This is a genomic window from Paenibacillus pabuli (assembly GCF_039831995.1).
Classification (GTDB): Bacteria; Bacillota; Bacilli; order Paenibacillales; family Paenibacillaceae; genus Paenibacillus; species Paenibacillus pabuli_C.
The window spans coordinates 1115714-1136146 of sequence record NZ_JBDOIO010000004.1; the positions used below are offsets into that span (position 1 = coordinate 1115714).

Sequence of the window (20433 nt, forward strand, 5' to 3'; positions counted from 1 at the left end):
GATGCGATCTTTTTTTTTGCTCTTTTTGAACATGTTGAATTGAATTTCCAGCCCTTTTGGGTTCATAAACCGAAATTGTACATAATACATATCAGAAGACGTCTAGTTGCCTCAGCCTGTAAGTTAGGAAGACATGTAACGATGGTGTATACTATCCATAGGCATAAATTACCTTTATCTTGCGGAACTCAAGGAAGCAAAATAAATTTCTTTTGATGGAGGATCAGCATATGTTGAAACAACTTCAGCCTTACCAGGTTTTACAGGAACGCAGGATGGAGGAACTGAAATCAGATGGTTACCTGCTTGAACACAAAAAGTCAGGTGCCCGAATCGTCGTTTTATCCAACGAGGATGACAATAAAGTGTTCAGTATCGGTTTCAGAACACCTCCAAGTGACAATACGGGCGTGCCTCATATTTTAGAGCATTCCGTGCTGTGCGGGTCCAAAAAGTTTCCAGCAAAGGATTCCTTTGTGGAACTATTGAAGGGTTCACTGAATACCTTCCTGAATGCGATGACGTACCCGGACAAAACGATCTACCCGATCGCCAGCCGCAATGATCATGACTTCCACAACTTGATGGATATTTATCTGGATGCGGTACTGAACACCAATATTTATGAGAACGAGAAAATATTCCTGCAAGAGGGCTGGAACTACAATCTGGCCTCTCCCGAGGATGAATTGACATATAACGGTGTGGTGTACAACGAGATGAAGGGGGCCTTTTCCTCACCGGAGCGTGTTGTACGCAGAGCCGTTCTGAATTCACTTTTTCCGGATACAACCTATTCCTGCGAATCAGGAGGCATTCCGGATGAGATTACGGATCTGACCTACCAGGGTTTGCTCGATTTCCACACGAAATACTATCATCCTTCGAACAGCTACATATACTTGTACGGTGATATGGATATGGAAGAGAAGCTGAAATGGCTGGATGAAGCCTATTTGAACCAGTACGATCGAATCGTGACTGACTCGGAGATTGGGGTACAGAAAGCCTTCGCCGAGCGGGTTGATGTGGTTAAAACCTATTCTGCCGGAAGTACCGAGTCGGAAGTGGACAACAGCTTTTTGACGTATAATGCCGTGATTGGGACTACTCTTGATCAGGAACTGAACATTGCCTTTCAAATTTTGCAGTATGCACTTCTAAGTGCGCCGGGAGCTGTTCTGAAGCAGGCACTGCTGGATAAGGGGATCGCAAAAGAAGTCTACGGATCGTATGACGACAGCTTGTATCAGCCTGTACTGACCATCGGTTTGAAGAAGAGTAACCTGGAGAGCAAACAGATATTTTTGGATACAGTGAATGAAGTGCTTCAGCGTGTAGTTAAGGAAGGGATTGATCCCAAGGCACTGCTTGCGGGCATTAATTCCTATGAGTTCAACCATCGTGAAGCCGATTTTGGAAGAATGCCGAAAGGGCTCATCTATGGCTTCTATACCCTTCAGAGCTGGCTCTATGATGATCAGGCACCATTTGCACATTTGGAGGCCAATGATGTATTTGCAACGCTCCGAACCAAAATGAATGAAGGATACTTCGAGCAGTTGATCGAGCAGTATTTGCTGCAAAATACACATACCTCATTTGTTGCGGTGACTCCGGATAAGGGGCTGAATCAGCGGAAGGAAGAAGCGCTGCGTACCCGGTTGAAATCCTATCAGTCCAGTCTGAATGAGACCGAAATCGCACAATTGGTGCAAAAAACGAAAGAGCTCGCGGATTATCAAAATGAACCTTCGACCAAAGAACAACAGCAGGTCATTCCAACCTTGTCGATTGAAGATATAGATCCTAAAGCTTCGACCTTGTACCAAACCCTAAAGACGGTAGAAGGCACAACGATCCTGCATCACAATCTATACACCAACGGGATTGGTTATCTGAAGCTTTTATTTGATATCAAAGAGATCCCGCAGCATCTGCTGCCTTATGCCGGCCTTCTGAAAAGCGTGCTCGGTTATGTGGATACGAAGAATTTCTCATTCAATGAGTTATCTAATGAAATCCATATCCACTCAGGTGGAATCAGTGCAAGCGTAGGTGCGAGTGCGGATGCGAAACAGTATAACGCGTACCGGGCTCACTTCGAATTCGGAGCGAAAGTTCTGTACAGCAAGCTGGGATTTGCGTTTGACATGATCCAAGAGATCATTCTGACTTCCCGGTTCGACGACTCGAAGCGCTTGTACGAGATCATTTCCCAACTGAAGGGACAATTGCAGCGCAGCTTGATCAACAGTGGACATTCGGCAGCGATGGGCAGATCCTCTGCCAAACATTCAGCTGTGGCTGCCTTCCGGGAAGCTGTGAGCGGAATCGCCTTTTACCAGTGGCTAGAAGAGCTTCAGGCGAACTATGATGAGAGAAAAGAAGAACTTGCCACTCGCCTTAAAGAATTGACAGGCATGATCTTCAGACCAGAGCTGCTGCTTGTCAGCTATACCGCCGATGAGAAAGGGTACGAAGGGTTGGAGCAGCAGGTGTCTGACCTGAAATCCAAGCTGTTTACCCATGATGTGGCGAAGGAGCACGCTGAATTCCAAGAGGTTCATCATAATGAGGGCTTCAAGTCACCTTCGGAAGTGCAATATGTTGTTCAGACGGGTAACTTCCTCACCAAGGGCTTCCAGTATACAGGCTCGCTGCGGGTTCTTCAGGGGATCTTGTCACTTGATTATCTGTGGACGAATATCCGGGCCAAGGGTGGCGCGTACGGCTGCATGAGCGGTTTCAGACGGAATGGAGACAGCTATCTGGCCTCATACAGAGACCCTAACCTTGAGAAAACCTACAAAGTGTATGAAGACATTCCGCAATATTTGCAAAATTTCAAAGCGGATGCACGTGAAATGACCCGGTATATTATCGGTGCCATTCAGGATCTGGATACCCCGAGAACACCGTATTCGGAAGGGAATTTCTCGCTGGAATGCTACTTGTCTAACGTTACCGAAGCAGACCTTCAACAGGAGCGGGATGAAGTGCTGAGCACAACGGAAGCCCATATCATCGACTCGGCTGCCCTCGTATCTGCAATCCTTGAGCAAGGAAATCGCTGTGTCGTTGGCAATGAAAGCAAGATCGAAGAGCAAGGCTTCCTGTTCGACGAAACACTGGATCTGATTAAGTATTAAATGCAGAAGTAGTGTATGGAATATTGCAAAATGGATGCATTAGTACAAAGTGGGTCCCTGGTTGGCTTAGCCACCTGGGGGCTCGTTTTTTTGTTTATAGCCCCTGAAATTGGCTTAAAGAATAATCAGAGTATATCCCTCAGTACCTGAACAGACATGCCTTAATAGTACATTTCTGGCCTGCCGCCCGGAGGTATGTTAAAATGATGGATAGTCTATGAGCCCTTAATCAGGCTCAACACAAGGGCAGCCAGAGGTTTCTGGCAGCACGGGTATGTTTTCATCAGGGAAAGGAGCCCATACATATGTTTGGAAACGATTGGGACACAGTTCTTAAAGAAGAGATCGAAGCGGAGTATTTCAACGATATTCGTTATGCACTAGCAGGAGAGTACAAAACGCAAACGGTATATCCGTCCAAAGAAAATCTGTTCTCCGCACTCAAACTCACCCCGTATCATCAGGTCAAAGCGGTAATTCTGGGTCAGGATCCATATCACGGAGCTGGACAGGCCCATGGATTAAGCTTTTCGGTCATGCCAGGTGTGCGTATACCGCCTTCACTACTAAATATATATAAGGAACTTCATGCAGATCTGGGCCTGCCGATTCCCAAACACGGATACTTGGTGCATTGGGCGGAACAAGGTGTACTGCTGCTTAATAATGTACTTACGGTACGCGAGGGTGAGCCGAATTCTCACCAGGGACTGGGCTGGCAAAAATTCACCGATGCGGTGATTCGTGCGTTGAACGAACGTTCGGAACCGATGGTGTTCATGCTGTGGGGCAGTCACGCACAGAAAAAAGGTGCTTTTATTGACCGGGACAAACATCTGGTGCTGGAATCCACACACCCCAGTCCACTTGCAGCCCATCGTGGTTTTCTGGGCAGTCGGCCGTTCTCCAAAGCCAATGAGTTCCTGACCTCCAAAGGTATTCAACCGATTGATTGGACTATACCGGAAAACTAGATAAGCGGAGGTGAGGACATTGCGGCATTGGGTTGGACGAAAAGTAGCAGTATATCGGGCAACGGGGATACGAGAGCCCCTGAAGGGGACCCTGGTAGAATGGGATGAAGAAGCGGATTGTGTACGAATCGGACCGAAGCGGATCAAGGTATCGTTCGACAATATCGCAATGATCAGACCTCTGCCCGAAGAGAGTCTTCCCTTGAAGAAAGCACGTTCTGAGGTGCATAAGGTCGGGTATGTGATGAAAAAGGCTATTCAATTTGACAATGCCATTTACTTTAAATCACAGGTCATGATATGGCGGCGGGCCAAAATTGTTGCGCTGTCCACGACGATTCTTCGTCATGATGAAGATCAGGTCGAGCTTTCAGACGGCCGGTTGCTTCGCAAGGACAAGCACATGTTTGTAGTGCGTACCAGAAGGGGCATACGCTAATATGTCTTTCATATTTAATATTCATTTCATGTAAAGATCACATGGATTTAATCTTCGGCCTTTATATTAAATGTAACAACCCCTTCTAAATGATGTGTAATAACATGGGAGCCCGGCCGGCTGCAAACGGTCGGGTTTTTTTGTCACCAGATCATGCGAAGGGGTAACATAGCAATGACAATCTTGTTATATACTAATGAGATAGACAACAAGAAGGAGTGAAGCCCTTTGAAACGTATATGTGTTTTTGCAGGTTCCAATCCCGGGAATCATCCGGACTATACACATCAGGCAGTCAACTTGGGGAAGCAGATTGCAGATAACGGATTCTCGCTCGTATATGGCGGGTCGTGCATGGGATTAATGGGTGCGGTGGCCGATGCAGCCCTCGAGAATGGCGGAGAAGTCATTGGCGTTATGCCAACCGGATTGTTTCGTGGAGAAATTGTGCATGGAGGCCTTACGCAGCTGATTGAAGTAGGGACGATGCATGAACGGAAGGCAACGATGGCAGAACTGTCGGATGGATTTATCGCCCTTCCTGGTGGCATGGGCACCTTCGAGGAATTGTTCGAAGTGCTGTGCTGGGCTCAAATCGGCATTCACCGCAAACCGGTCGGTTTATTGAATGTAAACGGATATTACGAACCTTTGATGAAACTTGTGGAGCATAGTGTCCATGAAGGATTTTCGAATACTTCGCATCTCAGCCTGTGGAGTCTTGAATCGGAACCGGCCGAGCTGCTGGCGAAGATGGCGGCTTATGTTCCCGCACAGTTGACCCAGAAATGGACTCAGCTTCATGAACTGAACAAAAGTGATGCATGACATCTGACCACCACACCTGCGGAAAAATTTCCGTTCTGCCCAAGCAAGCTGAGGCCTGAGACATAGTCTATAGTATACTTTCTTAAAGAGGGGAGTGTCACTCATGAGCGAAATCAAAGGCACAGGTTACGGGTATGGATACGGAGGATTCGGCGGCGGAGCATGGACATCCACGGGCGCAATTCTGGTATTGTTCATTCTCCTGGTCATTATTTCCCGTACCTTCATTCTGTAATTCGGTCAGTCATCCTGACGGGGATGTAAGACACGGGATGAAGAACTAGCCTTTCCAAAGAAACGCCGACTGCTGCCGGCGTTTCGGGGGAACGGTTTTTTGTTTTTCCTGCGAAGAAAGGGACATCCTCGTGAACAAACAAATCCTGCTCCAAAATGATGATGAGGAGCAGGATTAACCGTCAGGCTTATAGATCTGTTCAGCAATATGCATTACTTTATACCACAACGGCGGTCTCGTCTGGTATACTCAGTGATTTCCAGGCGATATATAGTCCGATGGCGGCTGCAATCAAGGAGAGAATGGCAGCGACAACAGCCAGCTGATCCAATGTCTTGGAAGAGATGTAGTTCGTGTTCCGCTGATCTGACGCTGTTTTTTTGGTGGACTGGTTTTTGATATGCACAGAGGGACTGGAACGCCTGGAAGCCGACGGTGATTGGGAGATGCGAGAGCGCGGGGGAAGGGGTTTGTTCCTTAAGGGCTTCAATCGTCAACCTCCTTATGACGGAGTACGGAACTTCTCTCGTTCATACTATATTATGTCGATTTGCAGATTGAGTTCGCAAAAATGAGTGAATCCCCAGTCTGACTGGACATTTTCCCATACCATTTACATCAAATGTGAACTCGAACACGCATTAAACGTTCTGTTAATACGGTTATGACAAACGGGTCGTATAGTGGAAATGCTAGAGTTAACGTTTGAATTCAGGAGGTGCTGGAATTATGGCGATTGAAATTATTGCGCATAGGGGAGCTTCCGCCGTCTGTCCCGAGAATACGATGGCTGCGTTCGAACGTTGTCTGGAGCTCGGAGCCACGGGCATTGAGACGGATGTTCAGATGTCCAGTGATGGCAGGCTGGTCCTGATTCATGATGAGACATTGAACCGGACTGCAGGTGCATCTGGCTGGGTTAAGGATACAACATACGAGCAATTGCGCACACTTGACGCAGGAAGCTGGTTTCATTCCGATTTCGCCCAGGAGCGCATCCCTTCACTGGAAGAACTATTTGATCTCGTGCAGGGAAAAAAGATTCTGCTTAATCTGGAGCTGAAAAATGGAATTGTCGGCTACAAGGGCATGGAGGAAAAGATCGTGCAGGCCGTTCGGGAGTGGGATTTGGAACAGCAAGTGATCCTATCCAGTTTCAACCATGCATCCTTGGTGAGGTGTAAACGTATTGCTCCGGAGATTAGGACAGCCCTTCTGTACATGGAAAAACTATATCGTCCTTACGACTATGCTGCCAAACTGGAGGCCTCGGCACTGCACCCTTACAAGCTGGCTGTAACTAAGGAGGAAGTAACTGCTGCGCAGGCTCAAGGAATATCGACACATCCTTTTACCGTAAACGATCCTGCAGAGATGCAGGCTTTGATCCAGATGGGTGTGGAAGCCATCATCACCGATGTTCCGGATGTACTGTCCGCATTGACAGGAGTACATAGCCGTTAACATTATAGAAAAACCAAGCTGCACCTGAGCTCTTATGCTCGGTGCGGCTTTTTTTGGATCTGAAAAATGTTTAATTCAATAAACTTGTCCCATTTGTCCATTGCCAGCGAGAGATTGTTGACATACAATGATGTATGGGAATGAGAATCAATATCATTAAAAGAACGGCAATAATAGAGAGGTGATTGTTATGTACATAGGATTTGTCTACTTCACTCATAACAAGGGTGGGCGCATATGAGTTCGAAGGCTTCATCAGCAAGTCATAATACGGAATCTCCGACAGCCAAAATACATACTCGTCCCTGGGCTGCTACCTTGATCCTGACGGGTGGTCTTGTGCTGCTCGCCCTGGGTATGGCCTTGTCCATTTCTTTTGGTGCCGCAGATATTAAGCTCGGCGTAGTCTGGCAAGCCATCTTTAACTTTAATCCGGATCTTACTCCGCATCAGATTATCTGGGAAATTCGATTGCCGCGTATTCTTGGCGGGGCGATGGTCGGTGCCTGCTTCGCGGTAGCTGGTGCAATCATGCAGGGGATGACTCGCAATCCGCTCGCGGATTCGGGCTTACTTGGCCTGAATTCCGGTGCGGGATTTGCCCTTGCTGTATGTTTCGCTTTCTTCCCTGGCATGCCGTACATGTATATCATTATGTATTCCTTTATCGGGGCAGGGCTGGGCGTACTCCTTGTATACGGATTCGGAGCGGCATCCAGATCGGGTCTTACGCCGCTTAGACTTGTGTTGGCAGGAGCAGCGGTATCTGCCATGTTGTCAGCACTGAGTGAAGGGATTGCGTTATATTTCAAAATTGGACAGGATCTCGCCTTCTGGACAGCGGGCGGTGTTGCGGGTACCAAGTGGTCTCAGCTGGAGGTCATGTTCCCCTGGGTCCTGGCTGCACTCATTGCAGGTTTGATTATCTCCCGTTCCATTACGCTCCTTAGTCTCGGCGAGGAGATTGCCGTCGGACTGGGACAGCGTACTGGCCTGATCAAACTGATTGGTCTGATCGTTGTGCTTATTCTAGCGGGTACGGCTGTATCCGTGGTTGGCGCTGTAGGCTTCGTTGGCCTTATCATCCCCCATCTGACACGTAAAATCGTCGGGGTTGATTATCGCTGGATCATTCCATGTTCAGCCGTCATGGGCAGCTTGCTGCTGGTGTTTGCCGATCTAGCTGCACGGATGATCAATCCACCATACGAGACGCCAATTGGTGCTCTGGTTGCCCTGATCGGGGTACCGTTCTTCCTCTATCTGGCCCGTAAAGAAAGGAGGTCTCTGTAATTATGGGATCCTCAACTCTCGCTGGTGCTGAGCGCAAAAAGAGAACGAAAAGCACCATTGTCATGATTGTACTTGGTGCGTTGATTATTACAGCATTTATTATCAGCATGAACACGGGGTTCACGAGGCTGACCCCTTTTGAGGTGCTTCGTACGTTATTCGGTGGGGGAACACCGAAGCAGGAGCTAATCCTGTTTGAGTTCCGTTTGCCCCGGATTGTAATTTCAATCATGGTTGGTGCCGGGCTTGCCTTGTCCGGATGTATTTTGCAAGGTGTGTCCCGCAACGCACTGGCGGACCCAGGGATACTTGGGATTAACGCAGGTGCCGGGCTCGTTGTTATGCTATTTGTATCCTTTTTCCCTACAACAACGTCAGCACCGGTTTTTCTGCTCCCGATTCTTGCCTTAGTCGGATCCAGTTTTGCTGCTTTCCTCATTTATGTCCTTTCGTATAAAAAGGGAGAGGGCATCATGCCCACCCGCATGCTGCTAACAGGGATTGGTGTGGCTGCTGGGATCAGCTCAGCCATGATCGTGCTGACACTTCGGCTTAGCCCCGAAAAGTATCAGTTTGTAGCTACATGGATGGCTGGAAGTATCTGGGGTTCAAACTGGAAGTTCGTAACCGCATTGCTGCCATTTCTCGTTATTTTAGTGCCACTTGTACTGTATAAGGCGCGTGTACTGAATGTCCTGAACCTCGGGGATCAGACAGCGAGTGGTTTGGGTGCGCCGGTTGAACGTGAAAGGCTGATCCTGCTGGCAGCTGCCGTTGGTCTTGCCGGATCTTGCGTATCGGTCAGTGGCGGGATTGGTTTTGTTGGTCTGATCGGACCACATCTGGCTAGACGCCTTGTGGGTCCGAAACATCAGTTTCTTTTGCCTGCATCCGCGTTGGTCGGTTCACTTCTTGTTCTCATTGCGGATACGCTGGGCCGTGTCATTCTGCAGCCTTCCGAGATTCCGGCCGGAATTTTGGTTGCAATTCTCGGTGCGCCATACTTCCTGTATCTCTTGAGCAGATCCAGATAGGGTCATTCACATTGTAACAGAAGCCTTCGTTTGGCTCGCATAGAGCTGGACGAAGGCGTTTTTGTTTTAATAGATATGGATGTGATTAATGTACCGGAGAAGGGCGAAATATAATGGATAAGCAGGAAGCCAATTTTTCTACAACGATAAGTGGGGATTATATTCGAAGGAGGCGGACACGATGACGCAAATTCTAGGCACGTGGCTGATATTCATTTTGATTCTGGTCATCCTGTATCGAGGCATTAAGAAGCTTTCGCATTCGGATCAAAAGCCGATATTTAGACGTTGGGGCGGTTTGATGGCCGTATTATTTATCGTGGGGGCGGTGCCTTTGGGCTTTGCTTTTTATACCGAGTTAACCGATGAGCGACTGGATGCGAATATCGGGCTGGGGATCGCCATGCTGTTTGCCTGGGGCTACTGTGCTCTTCTATGTTGTGCAAGTTTGATCATCTGGGGAAGGTATGGGTATAAAAGGTCCCAAAGAAAGTGAAGGGTGGTTATTCTCTTTTTTTGCAACATTGGGTAGTGAGATGCCGTCTATTCTAGAAGAAATAGATTGCAGCACATGTTGTCATTAGAGGGGGAACTGCTGTGGCAAGTCGGGTTAGTGTTCTTATGTTGCTTGTGATCATAAGTCTTACAGGCTGTTTGGGAGAGGTTCAGAAGGAAGGGGTACAGCCACGAGCGGATGCTCCAAGAGAGAAAGGGTTTACGGGTTATGTGGTAGATCGCAAAGAGGACTCCATCCTTGTTGTGAATCCCGAATATGAGGACTTGAGCGCGAATGGAGGAGACAGTCTGTATTACCCGGCAAAATGGTTCTCCAATGTACCGGATACTCAGCTCGGTACTTATGTTGAAGTCTGGACGGATGGAAGTCCTGAAAATGAGCCTTATCCAGGTCGGGCAAGAGCAGAGTCCATTGCCGAGTATACTGCGGCAACACCTAATGGCGCGAAGATCAGTGAGGCAGATGCGATTCGTGGCGGACTCTATTTAACTGATGGTAAGGAAATAGGTTTGCCGGTCATTGAAGACGTTGAATTTCATGCCGATAAAGGAATTTGGACAGTGCGAATGCGAGATGCGAAGTCAGCACATCATGATCAGGCCCAGCTTGAACTCGAAGTTCAGGACGTGGAGCCGGTAGAACAAGTGCAAGATCAGAAAAGTAAATGAAGCATAAAACAAACTAAAGCCCTCCGATCTGCTTATTTAGCAAGATTCGAGGGCTTTGGTTGTGATGTCATGATCAGGCGTATTAATCCGCAATATTCCCTGCCATTTTCAGGCGGCGTGCAATTTCCGCGAAGTCCTCATGTGAAATGCCTGGGGCGAATTCTTCTTCCACCGCAGGGGCTTCCGGAATCGGAAAGCCTTCTGGAACACCTTGAATGACCTCGAGGGGTTGTCCATCTTCAGGATGCGTTCCTTTCCAAATTTGGCTGATAGCATTAAAGTCTTTATCGCTATAGGTGTACAGCTTTGTGTGTACGCCTTTTTCTTCGTATTTTCGGGCCTCGGTAAACGCCTTGTTGTCCAATGAAGGAATAGGAACCAGCTTGGTCACGTTCACTCCGGTTGCAATCTCCAGTGCTTTGGCGTAGGCCACGACGTGAACGCCGCCGCGAACAAGCAGGAACCCAACGACTTCCCGGGCAGCAGGATGGTCCGTCATTTCGTAAACTTTCATTTTATGTGTACGTGCTCCGCATTCGAGGAAAAAGTTATGCAGCAGGTCCTCGACCAGATTCCCACTGTTGAACACATTTGCCCCGGTCCACGGGTTGCCCATGGAGTCGAAAGGCATCGCACCTTGTGCTCCGGCAAGGAAGTGATAGGATAGACGTGCATCCTTTACGGAACCGAGAGGTGTGTCATCGGGTTCCTTGTAGGCGGTAGAACCTCTGAGACACTGGTTAATCCCGTGAGACACCAGTTCCACATGACCTAATTCTTCGGCTGTAATACTCATGACGAGGTCGTAGAAGGGTTTCAATTTTTCCTTGGAGCGAAAATTAAACGACTGATAGAGGTAATTGTTCAACGTTGACATTTCTCCAAATTTGCCGCCTAGCAGTTCCTGTATGGATGCGGCTGCATTGGGGTCGGGCTTCTCGACTTTGGGAATTTCAATCAGGATTTCATCCATTCGTTTGAACATTCGAATATAACCTCCTCGAAATGGGTGTTCAGATCATACTTCAGTCTATCAAGGCCTATTACACATAGAATGGGAGAATCAAACCATATTTATCATATTTGGGGCTAAAGATGTATATATCCGATTCAGGATCTAGTTTCCATTGGGGATGTATTAGGGTTACAATTAGAGTAATTGGGGATTTTCGCTGAGGGCAATGAAAAGGAGGACAAGTTTTGCTTAAACGTTGGCTTATCGCTGTATTTACGATAGGTATACTTTTACTTCTTCATGTGGAGCAGGTCTCAGCTTATGTTCATCATCAAGTCGAAGTGGATCAAGAAACGAGGGAAGCCTTAAAAAAAAGTATGGGCTGGATGCACCGTCCGATCCGGACCCCACCAGTAATTTATTGTCAGGCGACTGGGGAGCAAGCTTCAACTCTCTCTTGGATCGGCATCAATTGATTATTCAGATCGTTCGCTGGGTGCATCAACCTATAAGCTTAATTATTCAACTGATGGTGTAAAATAAACCTCCCAGGGGCAGGCTAACGGAAACAAGCCTCAAGGAGTGAATGATATGAGAATACTCATCGTTACATTAATGACGATTATGCTGAGTTTGACCGGACTAGCCACCACTTCTGGAGCACCCATTCCAGATTATGCGAAGTGGGGAATCATTGCGGTTAAAGAAACGCAGACCAAGTATAATGTGGACATTCTGGATTACAAGCATATTGGACGTACATCGCTGACAGCCAATCAATCCCGGGAGCAGTTTAAATTATGGGTGCGGGGCAAAGACGGCAAAGAGTTTGCTGTGTATGTCAATGTTGATTTTAATCCGTCTACGCAGCAGTTAAAAAAGGTGCAATTCAGTGAATCGGATCGACACTAAACCATAAAAAGCCAGGCATCTCTCTGATCAGGGAAGAAGTCTGGTTTTTTGTTGTATAAAAATCCTTTTTTTAGTCATTGAATAAAGAACTTATGTTCGCATATAATAGATAACACAAACAAATGTTCTTATTGGAGGGATGGTTATGCTGGGAAAATATATTGGCCAGATGGTGGAACTCGTGTACATGGATCGTGCAGGGCATATTACGCAGCGTCAGATTCGAATTAACAGTGTGCGAGAAGGGAGAATCAGAGCATCCGCAGGAACAGATGGAGCACCCCGGACATTTCTGGAGCAAGGTATTCTGGCATGGCGTCCCATACTTCATAAGGAAGGGGAAGCAGGAATATGTTAAACGATTTTGAACGGAAGATTTTACGAATTATCGTTAATTATGCCGGACAGCGGCGACGTATGCCCCGAATGGATGAGCTGGAGAACAAGACGGGGCGAAGCCGAGCTCTCATTCACGAATCATTGCTTGAACTGGAGCGCAGGCAGCATATTAACTGGGCGAATAAGTCTTCGTTGGAAGGAATACAGATCTTGCAGGCATGGGAACAGGAGCCGCAACCCGTTCGCAAGAGTCAGCCTGCCGGAGATGCCGTGAAATACTTTTTGGAATACTAGGGAAAACCCTATTGGGAAATAAAAACGCCAACCCGGGATCCCGGATTGGCGTTTGCTGCGTTAGGTTGCACAGCTTCATCTATTCAGAAAGTAGGGAGTTGATCCAGATTGTTGGTCGGGTCGCCGTCCGCGTCGCCGCGAATGTACATTTCCCCGTCCCTGCCTTTAAACACGTTTACACCAGCAATGGCTCCTGCCTGTACTTCTGCCAGCGCTTGTTGATAATCCAGTATGCGTCCAGTTGAGGTTTGAAAGCCAGTCAGATCACCGTCACCATTTTTTTGTACTGCTGTGAAGCTCTCACGTGTAGTTTGATTCATACTGTCACACTCTCCTTATCTGGCGAAATGAGAATCTGAGTTCCTCTTTAGCCTGTCCGAATCCAGGATAAGTATGCATGACATCGTAGAACATTTGTAGAACACGTGGATCCACCGAAAGATAGGTTTTTACAGAGTTTTTCTCATGCGTACATGCAGAATGTCGGCATCATAAAAAGGTTCTTCCGAAATCACTTCATATCCCAGTTTCTCATAAAATTTCTGGGCCTGACATTGTGCATCCAGTACAGCGTAAGCCAAGCCAAGTTCGCGTGCCCGTTCTTCCATGGCCAACAGGAGAACACGTCCATAACCGAATGACCGATAAGATTGAAGCACAGCGATTCGCTGCATTTTGGCTGTATCCTTACTGTAATAGATAAGTCGACCTGTAGCTACAGCCTGTCCGTCTGTACTTAATAACACATGATGTACATCAGGACTGATGACATCAAATTGGTCAATTTCAATCTCGGCAGGCACCTGCTGCTCAATGACAAAAACGTCATGACGGATGCCCAATGCTTGCTGGAGTTGTTCATCGGTCGTTACATAACTAATTTCGGCTGCCAATTCCATTCCTTCTTTCTGCTCTTGAGCGACATATCAGACTGCATTATACAAAAAAATGCTTTTCCTGTATAGTTGAGTCTGGAACATACTGGGAGAGGAGCTGAGGAGATGGGTATGGCGGGAATTATGACGATCACACTCTTGATGTCCGCCGGAATGATTGCTTTATTATATTACGTAACCAAAAAAGCCTACTCCAGGAAGTGGGATGAGGATGAGTGAGAAATGGCAGTAGGTCAGGGCAAAAGTTCACTCTTTCCTTGGGGTGAGTAGACCTCCTGATGAACGGATTTCGAATAAACATCCAGCCAAACGGGCAGATCATCCGTTTCATTCGGTTGTTGAAGTTGTTGAAATTGGACGGTATGTTCGTCCCGCTTCAGGGTACAGCCGGAAATCACGAGAATGAGTAGCATCAGGAGAAGAATGAAGCCCAATTTTTTGATATGGTTCTGCGGTTTGTGGGATTTTGCATATGGCATGGAAGTCACCTCTTTGTCGAAATGGTAATCATTCCATTAGTGTGCTCCAATCTCCACAAATATAACCAATAAAACCATTGACATTGTACGCGTTTACTTGGTATGATACTGTTACTTCATTCGAACAGAATAGGTTATCATGATCTGTTAGCTCAGCTGGGAGAGCACTATCTTGACAGGGTAGGGGTCAGTGGTTCGAGCCCACTACAGATCATAACGAAAAGTCCTTGCGTAGCAAGGGCTTTTTTCTTGTGTGTGGAAGTAATTTTTATAGTGTCCAAGGGGTTCCGTACATTTAACATTAACGTTTTCTTAATCGGTTAGGGCTCTTTATGTAGTTCAGTGATTATTGTGCTTGATCAAAGCAAATAATAAATGATACATTATGTATCATAAGACGAGTGGATAGAGAGGTGCTGGGTAATGAAGTTGAATACCAGTGTATTGGATGGTTTGAGGTTTTTACTAGCATTATGGGTTGTTTGTGGGCACTTCTACATCATTATTGGGGGCACAAATTTCTTTAATATTCCTTTTATTTCGAGTCTACTACAACAGCCCATAATAGCTGTAAATGGCTTCATGATCATAACTGGTTTCTTAATGACTTACCACTACATTCTCAGGGAAGAAAGAGAACCATTTCAACAGGCGTCCACAGGAGTAAAATTTATTTTGAGAAGATTTTTCAGACTTTACCCTATATACTTTCTTGCTATAATTGCTGCCTTTTTCCTTGTTGAAAATATGTATTTATTAAGGGAAGAAATATTGGAATTTTTTACCGGTAGTTCGATTACTGTTTTTGGTAATGAGAGCAAATTAGAAACGCCAACATTGGTCGGTATGTTCTCTCATTTACTCTTTATACATGGGCTGATACCTCACGAGGACAGTACTATACTATCTGTAGCATGGAGTTTATCACTTGAAATGCAATTTTACGTTATATTCCCGATAATTTTTGCTGTCCTGTTTAGAAAACAAGCAAGTTTGAGATTTAGTGTGATAACCGTTATTTCCGTTATAGTATCAGTTTTATCACTTAACTATTTAAAATCATATTTTGATATGCCGGCTGCCCTTTTCTTTAGAATGCCTGTGTTTATCTTGGGTATGATGGTTGCGGCGGCAGCCTTGAAAAAACTTAGATGGAGATTTGTTGCTTTTAACGGGTGCATTATTCTTGCGGTGGAGGACAAGTTAACAGTTATCTTATCTATCGGGCTCATCTTCTTAATGTTCTACGAGAACTTGAAGCTTGTTTTGCCACGAAGTATATATTCAATTATTTCATTAATTGGAGGACTCCTTTCGAATAAAGTGTCTAAATTCGGCGCTGACATTTCATATTCACTTTACTTGATGCATATGATAATAATGCCTTTCATAATAAAATTCTTCATCGATTTAAATTATTCAAAGCTCCTTACAGCAGGGCTATCTTTTGTATCATTGCTGGTTATAACAATAACTTTATCATATGTCCTTTATCTGTATATCGAAAAGCCGTTTATTTCCATGGGTAAGCGAGTGGTTGCAACATTACCAAGACCGACACGCGCGCAAGTGGAAATTTCAACTGATTTTTCGGGCTCAGAGGCAATGAAATAAGAAAACGAAGTTAAGAAGTCGCCAAAATGGTGGCTTCTTTTTTTATAATAAAATAATTGTTTACAAACGCAATTAAATTGTGTACAATCAAATTGTAAACAATTAGTAAACTAGATTATTTTATCAAATAAAATTCAATGATGAAGAGGAGAATATACAACATGAAAACATTATATGAAACGACAGTAATCAATACAGGTGGACGTCAAGGGATTGTGCAATCACCAGATAACGTGTTTATGCTGGATGTAGCTGCACCACCGGAGCTTGGTGGCAAAGTGACAACGGCTACGAATCCAGAGCAGTTGTTTGCAGCGGGATACAGTGCATGCTTTAACTCAGCTTTGGAATTTCAATTGAAGAAACACAATGTGGAGATTGAGAGAAGCACCGTATCTGCAACCGTTATGCTTGTTACGGATCCTTCGGACAACGGAGTGAAGTTGGAAGTGGAGCTGGAAGTTAAAATCGAGGGTTTGGACGAAGAGACAGCGCAGAAATTTGTCAAGCTTGCTCATGATTACTGCCCATACTCCAAAGGTATCAAAGGCAATGTAAATGTAACTCTCGAGCTGGCGTAAATTTAAATACTACAAATTTATATTATGAAATGATGCTTGATTAAGATGAAGACAGAAAACACCTTCAAATGTCGATCCCTGTACAAAAGAGGATACGCCAAAGTTGAAGGTGTTTTTTTATTTTGGCCACTAGAGGGTAAGAAATGAAGGTTGAAATATACCCGTATAGGGTATATTGTAGATATTCAGAATCATAATTTAAAGGAGTGCAGACATGAAAAAGTACGTAATGATGATGACTCTTCTAATCACCGGAAGCCTGATGGTAAGTGGTTGTGGTAGAAATGCGGAACAGAATAGCAGCAATGGAAGTGGAGGCAGCAATGATACTCATACAGCGGCTACAGGAGAAATGCATCATTCGGATTCGGGTGAGCTGCCACATGGACTTAAGGAAATGGCTGATCCTACCTATCCTGTTGGCAGCCAGGTCATGATGAGTGCCGACCATATGCCCGGTATGAAAGGGGCTCAAGCAACAATCACCGGAGCATATGAAACGACCGCTTATGCTGTTACGTATACACCGACAACGGGGGGAGAGCCTGTGAAGAATCACAAGTGGGTGATCCACGAGGAAATAAAGGAGCACAACAAAGAGCCCTATAAAGTTGGTGCAGAGGTTGTATTGGAAGCCGACCACATGATCGGTATGAAAGGGGCGATAGCCACCATTGATTCCGCTGAACAGACGACAGTGTATATGGTAGATTACATCCCGACAACTGGAGGAGATCCGGTGAAAAATCACAAGTGGGTTACAGAGGATGAGTTATCCGCTGAATAGATGACAGTATCCACGATGAGAGATTCATTAATTCTTCAACTCAATTCTGGGTTATAATGGAACTTGAAGGCGGGAAATAGCTGCTGGAAAGGGGAATGTATATGATGGATTTTAGCAAACCACCGCATGCCTCAGAGACAGAAACACACAGCCAGCGTCACCAAGAGCGTGAACAACAGCTTATATCTGGTGGAGGTAAGGGCATTTGGTGGGAAATCAGCAACTGGTTGATCCTTGGAGGGATTTTAGTTGTCCTATTCTTACTGTTTAAGTATGTTTTCTAATTAAAATAGCGGCTAGATGAAGAGTCCGTTGCTGGGACTCTTTTTTGCTTTGTTAAAATAAACGAATGACGATTGATAACAAATGACAAAAATCAATATTTGTCATTTGTTATAAACTATGATAATCTAACTTTACGATGGAGGTGACAAGTGGGAGGTTAGCCATAAAGCCATAACCATCCCAAGGATATGACCAAAGACAAAACTTCGGATTTTTTAACCAAAGAGCAGATCATTACAGCCACGCAGGAAACCATCAGGCGGTTTGGTGCTGCCAAGACCTCCGTTACAGATGTAGCCAAATTGCTTGGGGTCAGTCATGGAACCATTTATAGGCATTATGCGAGCAAGAAGGAATTGCTCGAAGGCGTAACGGCACAGTGGCTGGAAGATGAGATTATCGCTCCCCTTGCCAAGGTCGTAAGCGAGCAGCCTGATGCTGGAGAAGGAATACAACATCTAAAAAAATATATCGAAACCTTGATTCATCTTAAACGTCACTATGCAGAATCAGACACAGCGTTATTTGAAATGTATGCCAAGGTTACACAGGAATCAGCAGAACTTATTTACCAACATGTGGAGCAGTTAACACAACATCTATCCGAGATTATCCAGCGGGATCAGCAGCTTCGTTTTCCGAGACCGGAGAAGGTTGCTGCAGGGATTTTACACGCAACGGCCCGCTTTCATCATCCTGCACATGCGTATGAATGGCATAGTGAGACCATCCATGAGGAATTTGAGCAGATATGGCTGTTAATTGAGCAAGGTGTATTTCATTTGAATACAGGGAGGAAGTAATCTCATGAAAAAGTTATCCGGTAAAGTCGCCATCGTCACAGGTTCATCGCGTGGAATTGGACGGGCTATAGCGCTGCAGCTCGCCGAGCTTGGAGCAGATGTCGTCATAAACTTCGCGAGCAGTCCAGACAAGGCTGAAGAAGTGGCAGAACTTGTTCGGGAAAAGGGTGTCCGTGCCGTCACCGTCCAGGCAGATCTGGCACAGAAGAATCACGTGGAGCACTTATTTGCCGAAACCGTTAAGCAGCTGGGCAAAGTGGATATTCTGATTAACAACGCTGGCGTGATGAAAACGACACCTTTGGCGGAAGTTACCGAGGAAGAGTTTGACCAGCAATTTGCGATTAATGTGAAGGGCACATTCTTTGCCTGTCAACAAGCGCTGAAAACCATGGAGAGCGAAGGACGAATCGTGAATTTCTCCACCTCCGTGAATGGTCAGATGTTTCCGGGATATAGTGTGTACGCAGGAACCAAGGGTGCAGTGGAGCAAATTACACGACAACTCGCAAAAGAATTTGGCACCAAACAGATTACGATTAATGCGGTAGCGCCTGGTCCGGTCAATACTGAACTGTTTTCCGTTGGTAAGACGGATCAGCAGCTGGAAGGGCTGCGCAAAATGAATGCTTTCGGTCGCTTGGGCGAACCGGAAGACATTGCAAGCGTCATCTCTTTTCTTGTCAGCCCTGAATCGCAGTGGGTCACCGGACAGACCTTGCGCGTAAACGGTGGTTTTATCTAACTTTTATGCAGGAATAGTTGTACGGCTTTGACACCAAACCGGGCGAATCCCCATATGATGCACTACATCAGTAAGCACTTGCGGAAATGGGGAATCCGGGATGGCAAAGGCAAAAGGTAAAAAAGCAGCAGCGTTGAAGAGTGACAAACTTCGTGTATCCATGAAATTGGTCACTTCAGATGTATGCGAGCGTTGCAAGACACCCTGTACGCGAGGCATGGAATACGCTGCGCGCATGCGGACGGCAGGAGCGGTAGGAAAAGGCGTTCCTTGCATCCTGACTCGGCACACGACTTCCTAGTCATCATTTCAGGCTGAAGTTTCCCAGGAAGAATTCGTATAAGCTCGTTTTTACAATAGCTATACTTCAGAGGCGTTCTCGAATGAGAATGGCCTCTTTTTGCACATTCCAAGGGGTGGGAAATTTTCTGGATAAAAAATGAAAAATGATGAAAAACAGCGCAACTTTGTAGTTGAACCTGCAGTATAAATGTACAACAGCTTGCAGCAGGGGAGGGAATATTGACGGAATGAAATGGAAAAGAATATTGCTGTGTGTCACGGTATTCTCCTTGCTCGGCGGGTCTTTATTGTTTGCGGATTCCGTAAACGAAAAGATTCGGGTGCTCATTAACGGCAAGGAAGCAGCTGATGGAGGTTACCTGATTGATGGAACGACCTATGTACCTGTGAGAGAAGCAGGCGGGATTGCCAAATGGGATAACAGCAACAAGCGAGTAACGGTGATTAAGCCGAATGTACATATTTTTCTGTTTAAGGGAGACACCGCATTTGGCAACGTGAACGTTGGCAAATTGAAATTCAATGTGTTTTCCCAAGTGGACAGCTTAACAACGGACGTGGCTGCAGTGAAGGTGACGATTACCAATCCGAGTGGTCAGGTGAAGGATATTCAGTCCCAGGAGCTCAAAACCCAGAAAGATAATTTCTGGTTCCGGACCTACGATTTTACGTATGATTTCAGCCGTGCAGGCAAATACCAGGTAGGTTTTCATATTAAAGAAAATGCAAACAGCAGCTACGTTCTGGTGGCAGAGAAAATCATTACCGCACTAAACGAATGAAGCGAAAAATAACGTTGCTGAGTAAATTGACCTAGCCTTGCGAACATGTTACGA

At 45.9% G+C, this 20433-nt stretch carries 27 protein-coding genes and 1 tRNA gene; 23 read left to right on the forward strand and 5 right to left on the reverse strand.

What is annotated here, in order from left to right; genetic code table 11:
- The first annotated feature begins 230 nt into the window (after positions 1–230).
- The 5 genes from ABGV42_RS24595 (at position 231) to ABGV42_RS24615 (ending at position 5628) form a co-directional block, all read left to right on the forward strand.
- Positions 231–3152, forward strand: coding sequence for an insulinase family protein (locus ABGV42_RS24595; protein ID WP_347384091.1), 2922 nt, complete (start codon positions 231–233; stop codon positions 3150–3152).
- 305 nt (positions 3153–3457) lie between these two features.
- Entirely contained in the window at positions 3458–4126 is a 669-nt protein-coding gene (ung, locus tag ABGV42_RS24600; protein WP_347384092.1) for a uracil-DNA glycosylase, read from the forward strand.
- Between the two features lie 19 nt (positions 4127–4145).
- Positions 4146–4565 (forward strand): hypothetical protein, encoded by a 420-nt coding sequence (locus ABGV42_RS24605; protein ID WP_347384093.1) that lies wholly within the window; start codon positions 4146–4148, stop codon positions 4563–4565.
- A gap of 228 nt (positions 4566–4793) precedes the next feature.
- The gene (locus tag ABGV42_RS24610) at positions 4794–5393 is read left to right on the forward strand and encodes a TIGR00730 family Rossman fold protein (protein ID WP_347384094.1); all 600 of its coding nucleotides are present in this window, start codon (positions 4794–4796) and stop codon (positions 5391–5393) included.
- 103 nt (positions 5394–5496) lie between these two features.
- Complete coding sequence (locus ABGV42_RS24615; RefSeq protein ID WP_217506391.1) at positions 5497–5628, forward strand: YjcZ family sporulation protein; 132 nt, start codon at positions 5497–5499, stop codon at positions 5626–5628.
- Positions 5629–5845: 217 nt separating this feature from the next.
- Here the strand turns inward: ABGV42_RS24615 and ABGV42_RS24620 are convergent, their stop codons facing one another.
- Positions 5846–6118, reverse strand: a complete 273-nt coding sequence (locus ABGV42_RS24620) for a hypothetical protein (RefSeq protein ID WP_347384095.1) — start codon at positions 6116–6118, stop codon at positions 5846–5848.
- Between the two features lie 236 nt (positions 6119–6354).
- Between ABGV42_RS24620 and ABGV42_RS24625 the strand changes: the two genes are divergently transcribed.
- The 5 genes from ABGV42_RS24625 (at position 6355) to ABGV42_RS24645 (ending at position 10604) form a co-directional block, all read left to right on the forward strand.
- Positions 6355–7092 carry a glycerophosphodiester phosphodiesterase gene (locus tag ABGV42_RS24625; protein ID WP_431523692.1) on the forward strand — a complete coding sequence of 246 codons (738 nt, stop codon included), beginning with the start codon at positions 6355–6357 and terminating at the stop codon, positions 7090–7092.
- Positions 7093–7329: 237 nt separating this feature from the next.
- Positions 7330–8385 (forward strand): FecCD family ABC transporter permease, encoded by a 1056-nt coding sequence (locus ABGV42_RS24630; RefSeq protein WP_347384097.1) that lies wholly within the window; start codon positions 7330–7332, stop codon positions 8383–8385.
- Between the two features lie 2 nt (positions 8386–8387).
- On the forward strand, positions 8388–9419 hold the full coding sequence (locus tag ABGV42_RS24635; RefSeq protein WP_347384098.1) for a FecCD family ABC transporter permease: 1032 nt from the start codon (positions 8388–8390) through the stop codon (positions 9417–9419).
- A 181-nt stretch (positions 9420–9600) separates the two neighbouring features.
- Entirely contained in the window at positions 9601–9915 is a 315-nt protein-coding gene (locus ABGV42_RS24640; protein ID WP_347384099.1) for a hypothetical protein, read from the forward strand.
- Positions 9916–10016: 101 nt separating this feature from the next.
- Positions 10017–10604: a DUF3221 domain-containing protein gene (locus ABGV42_RS24645; protein WP_347384100.1), complete on the forward strand. Its 588-nt coding sequence runs from the start codon at positions 10017–10019 to the stop codon at positions 10602–10604.
- Positions 10605–10686: 82 nt separating this feature from the next.
- Here ABGV42_RS24645 and ABGV42_RS24650 read toward each other — a convergent pair whose 3' ends face one another.
- The gene (locus tag ABGV42_RS24650; RefSeq protein WP_347384101.1) at positions 10687–11589 is read right to left on the reverse strand and encodes a manganese catalase family protein; all 903 of its coding nucleotides are present in this window, start codon (positions 11587–11589) and stop codon (positions 10687–10689) included.
- 215 nt (positions 11590–11804) lie between these two features.
- On the opposite strand from ABGV42_RS24650, the gene ABGV42_RS24655 reads away from it, so the two are divergent.
- The 4 genes from ABGV42_RS24655 (at position 11805) to ABGV42_RS24670 (ending at position 13104) form a co-directional block, all read left to right on the forward strand.
- Positions 11805–12035, forward strand: coding sequence for a hypothetical protein (locus ABGV42_RS24655; protein WP_347384102.1), 231 nt, complete (start codon positions 11805–11807; stop codon positions 12033–12035).
- Between the two features lie 115 nt (positions 12036–12150).
- Positions 12151–12471: a DUF3889 domain-containing protein gene (locus ABGV42_RS24660; protein ID WP_347384103.1), complete on the forward strand. Its 321-nt coding sequence runs from the start codon at positions 12151–12153 to the stop codon at positions 12469–12471.
- A 145-nt stretch (positions 12472–12616) separates the two neighbouring features.
- Positions 12617–12829 (forward strand): hypothetical protein, encoded by a 213-nt coding sequence (locus tag ABGV42_RS24665; RefSeq protein ID WP_347384104.1) that lies wholly within the window; start codon positions 12617–12619, stop codon positions 12827–12829.
- Positions 12823–13104 (forward strand): hypothetical protein, encoded by a 282-nt coding sequence (locus tag ABGV42_RS24670; protein WP_347384105.1) that lies wholly within the window; start codon positions 12823–12825, stop codon positions 13102–13104. The genes ABGV42_RS24665 and ABGV42_RS24670 overlap by 7 nt, the downstream gene beginning before the upstream one ends.
- Before the next feature lie 83 nt (positions 13105–13187).
- On the opposite strand, the gene ABGV42_RS24675 is transcribed toward ABGV42_RS24670, so the two are convergent.
- From ABGV42_RS24675 to ABGV42_RS24685, 3 genes are all read right to left on the reverse strand, one after another.
- On the reverse strand, positions 13188–13424 hold the full coding sequence (locus ABGV42_RS24675; RefSeq protein WP_347384106.1) for a DUF3892 domain-containing protein: 237 nt from the start codon (positions 13422–13424) through the stop codon (positions 13188–13190).
- A gap of 129 nt (positions 13425–13553) precedes the next feature.
- Positions 13554–13997, reverse strand: a complete 444-nt coding sequence (locus tag ABGV42_RS24680; RefSeq protein WP_347384107.1) for a GNAT family N-acetyltransferase — start codon at positions 13995–13997, stop codon at positions 13554–13556.
- Between the two features lie 236 nt (positions 13998–14233).
- Entirely contained in the window at positions 14234–14479 is a 246-nt protein-coding gene (locus ABGV42_RS24685; protein WP_347384108.1) for a hypothetical protein, read from the reverse strand.
- Between the two features lie 141 nt (positions 14480–14620).
- Here ABGV42_RS24685 and ABGV42_RS24690 point away from each other — a divergent pair.
- The 9 genes from ABGV42_RS24690 (at position 14621) to ABGV42_RS24730 (ending at position 20379) form a co-directional block, all read left to right on the forward strand.
- Positions 14621–14693: transfer RNA gene (locus ABGV42_RS24690), tRNA-Val, on the forward strand.
- A gap of 209 nt (positions 14694–14902) precedes the next feature.
- Entirely contained in the window at positions 14903–16093 is a 1191-nt protein-coding gene (locus tag ABGV42_RS24695; RefSeq protein ID WP_347384109.1) for an acyltransferase family protein, read from the forward strand.
- Between the two features lie 161 nt (positions 16094–16254).
- On the forward strand, positions 16255–16674 hold the full coding sequence (locus tag ABGV42_RS24700; RefSeq protein ID WP_347384110.1) for an organic hydroperoxide resistance protein: 420 nt from the start codon (positions 16255–16257) through the stop codon (positions 16672–16674).
- 214 nt (positions 16675–16888) lie between these two features.
- A complete protein-coding gene (locus ABGV42_RS24705; RefSeq protein WP_347384111.1) occupies positions 16889–17461 on the forward strand; it encodes a YdhK family protein in 573 nt (190 codons plus the stop codon).
- Between the two features lie 101 nt (positions 17462–17562).
- Positions 17563–17745, forward strand: coding sequence for a hypothetical protein (locus ABGV42_RS24710; RefSeq protein WP_095290083.1), 183 nt, complete (start codon positions 17563–17565; stop codon positions 17743–17745).
- Between the two features lie 189 nt (positions 17746–17934).
- A complete protein-coding gene (locus tag ABGV42_RS24715) occupies positions 17935–18549 on the forward strand; it encodes a TetR/AcrR family transcriptional regulator (protein WP_347384112.1) in 615 nt (204 codons plus the stop codon).
- 4 nt (positions 18550–18553) lie between these two features.
- Entirely contained in the window at positions 18554–19294 is a 741-nt protein-coding gene (locus tag ABGV42_RS24720) for an SDR family oxidoreductase (RefSeq protein WP_347384113.1), read from the forward strand.
- A 100-nt stretch (positions 19295–19394) separates the two neighbouring features.
- Entirely contained in the window at positions 19395–19595 is a 201-nt protein-coding gene (locus ABGV42_RS24725; protein WP_347384114.1) for a hypothetical protein, read from the forward strand.
- A gap of 229 nt (positions 19596–19824) precedes the next feature.
- Positions 19825–20379: a copper amine oxidase gene (locus tag ABGV42_RS24730; protein WP_347384115.1), complete on the forward strand. Its 555-nt coding sequence runs from the start codon at positions 19825–19827 to the stop codon at positions 20377–20379.
- Positions 20380–20433 lie beyond the last annotated feature (54 nt).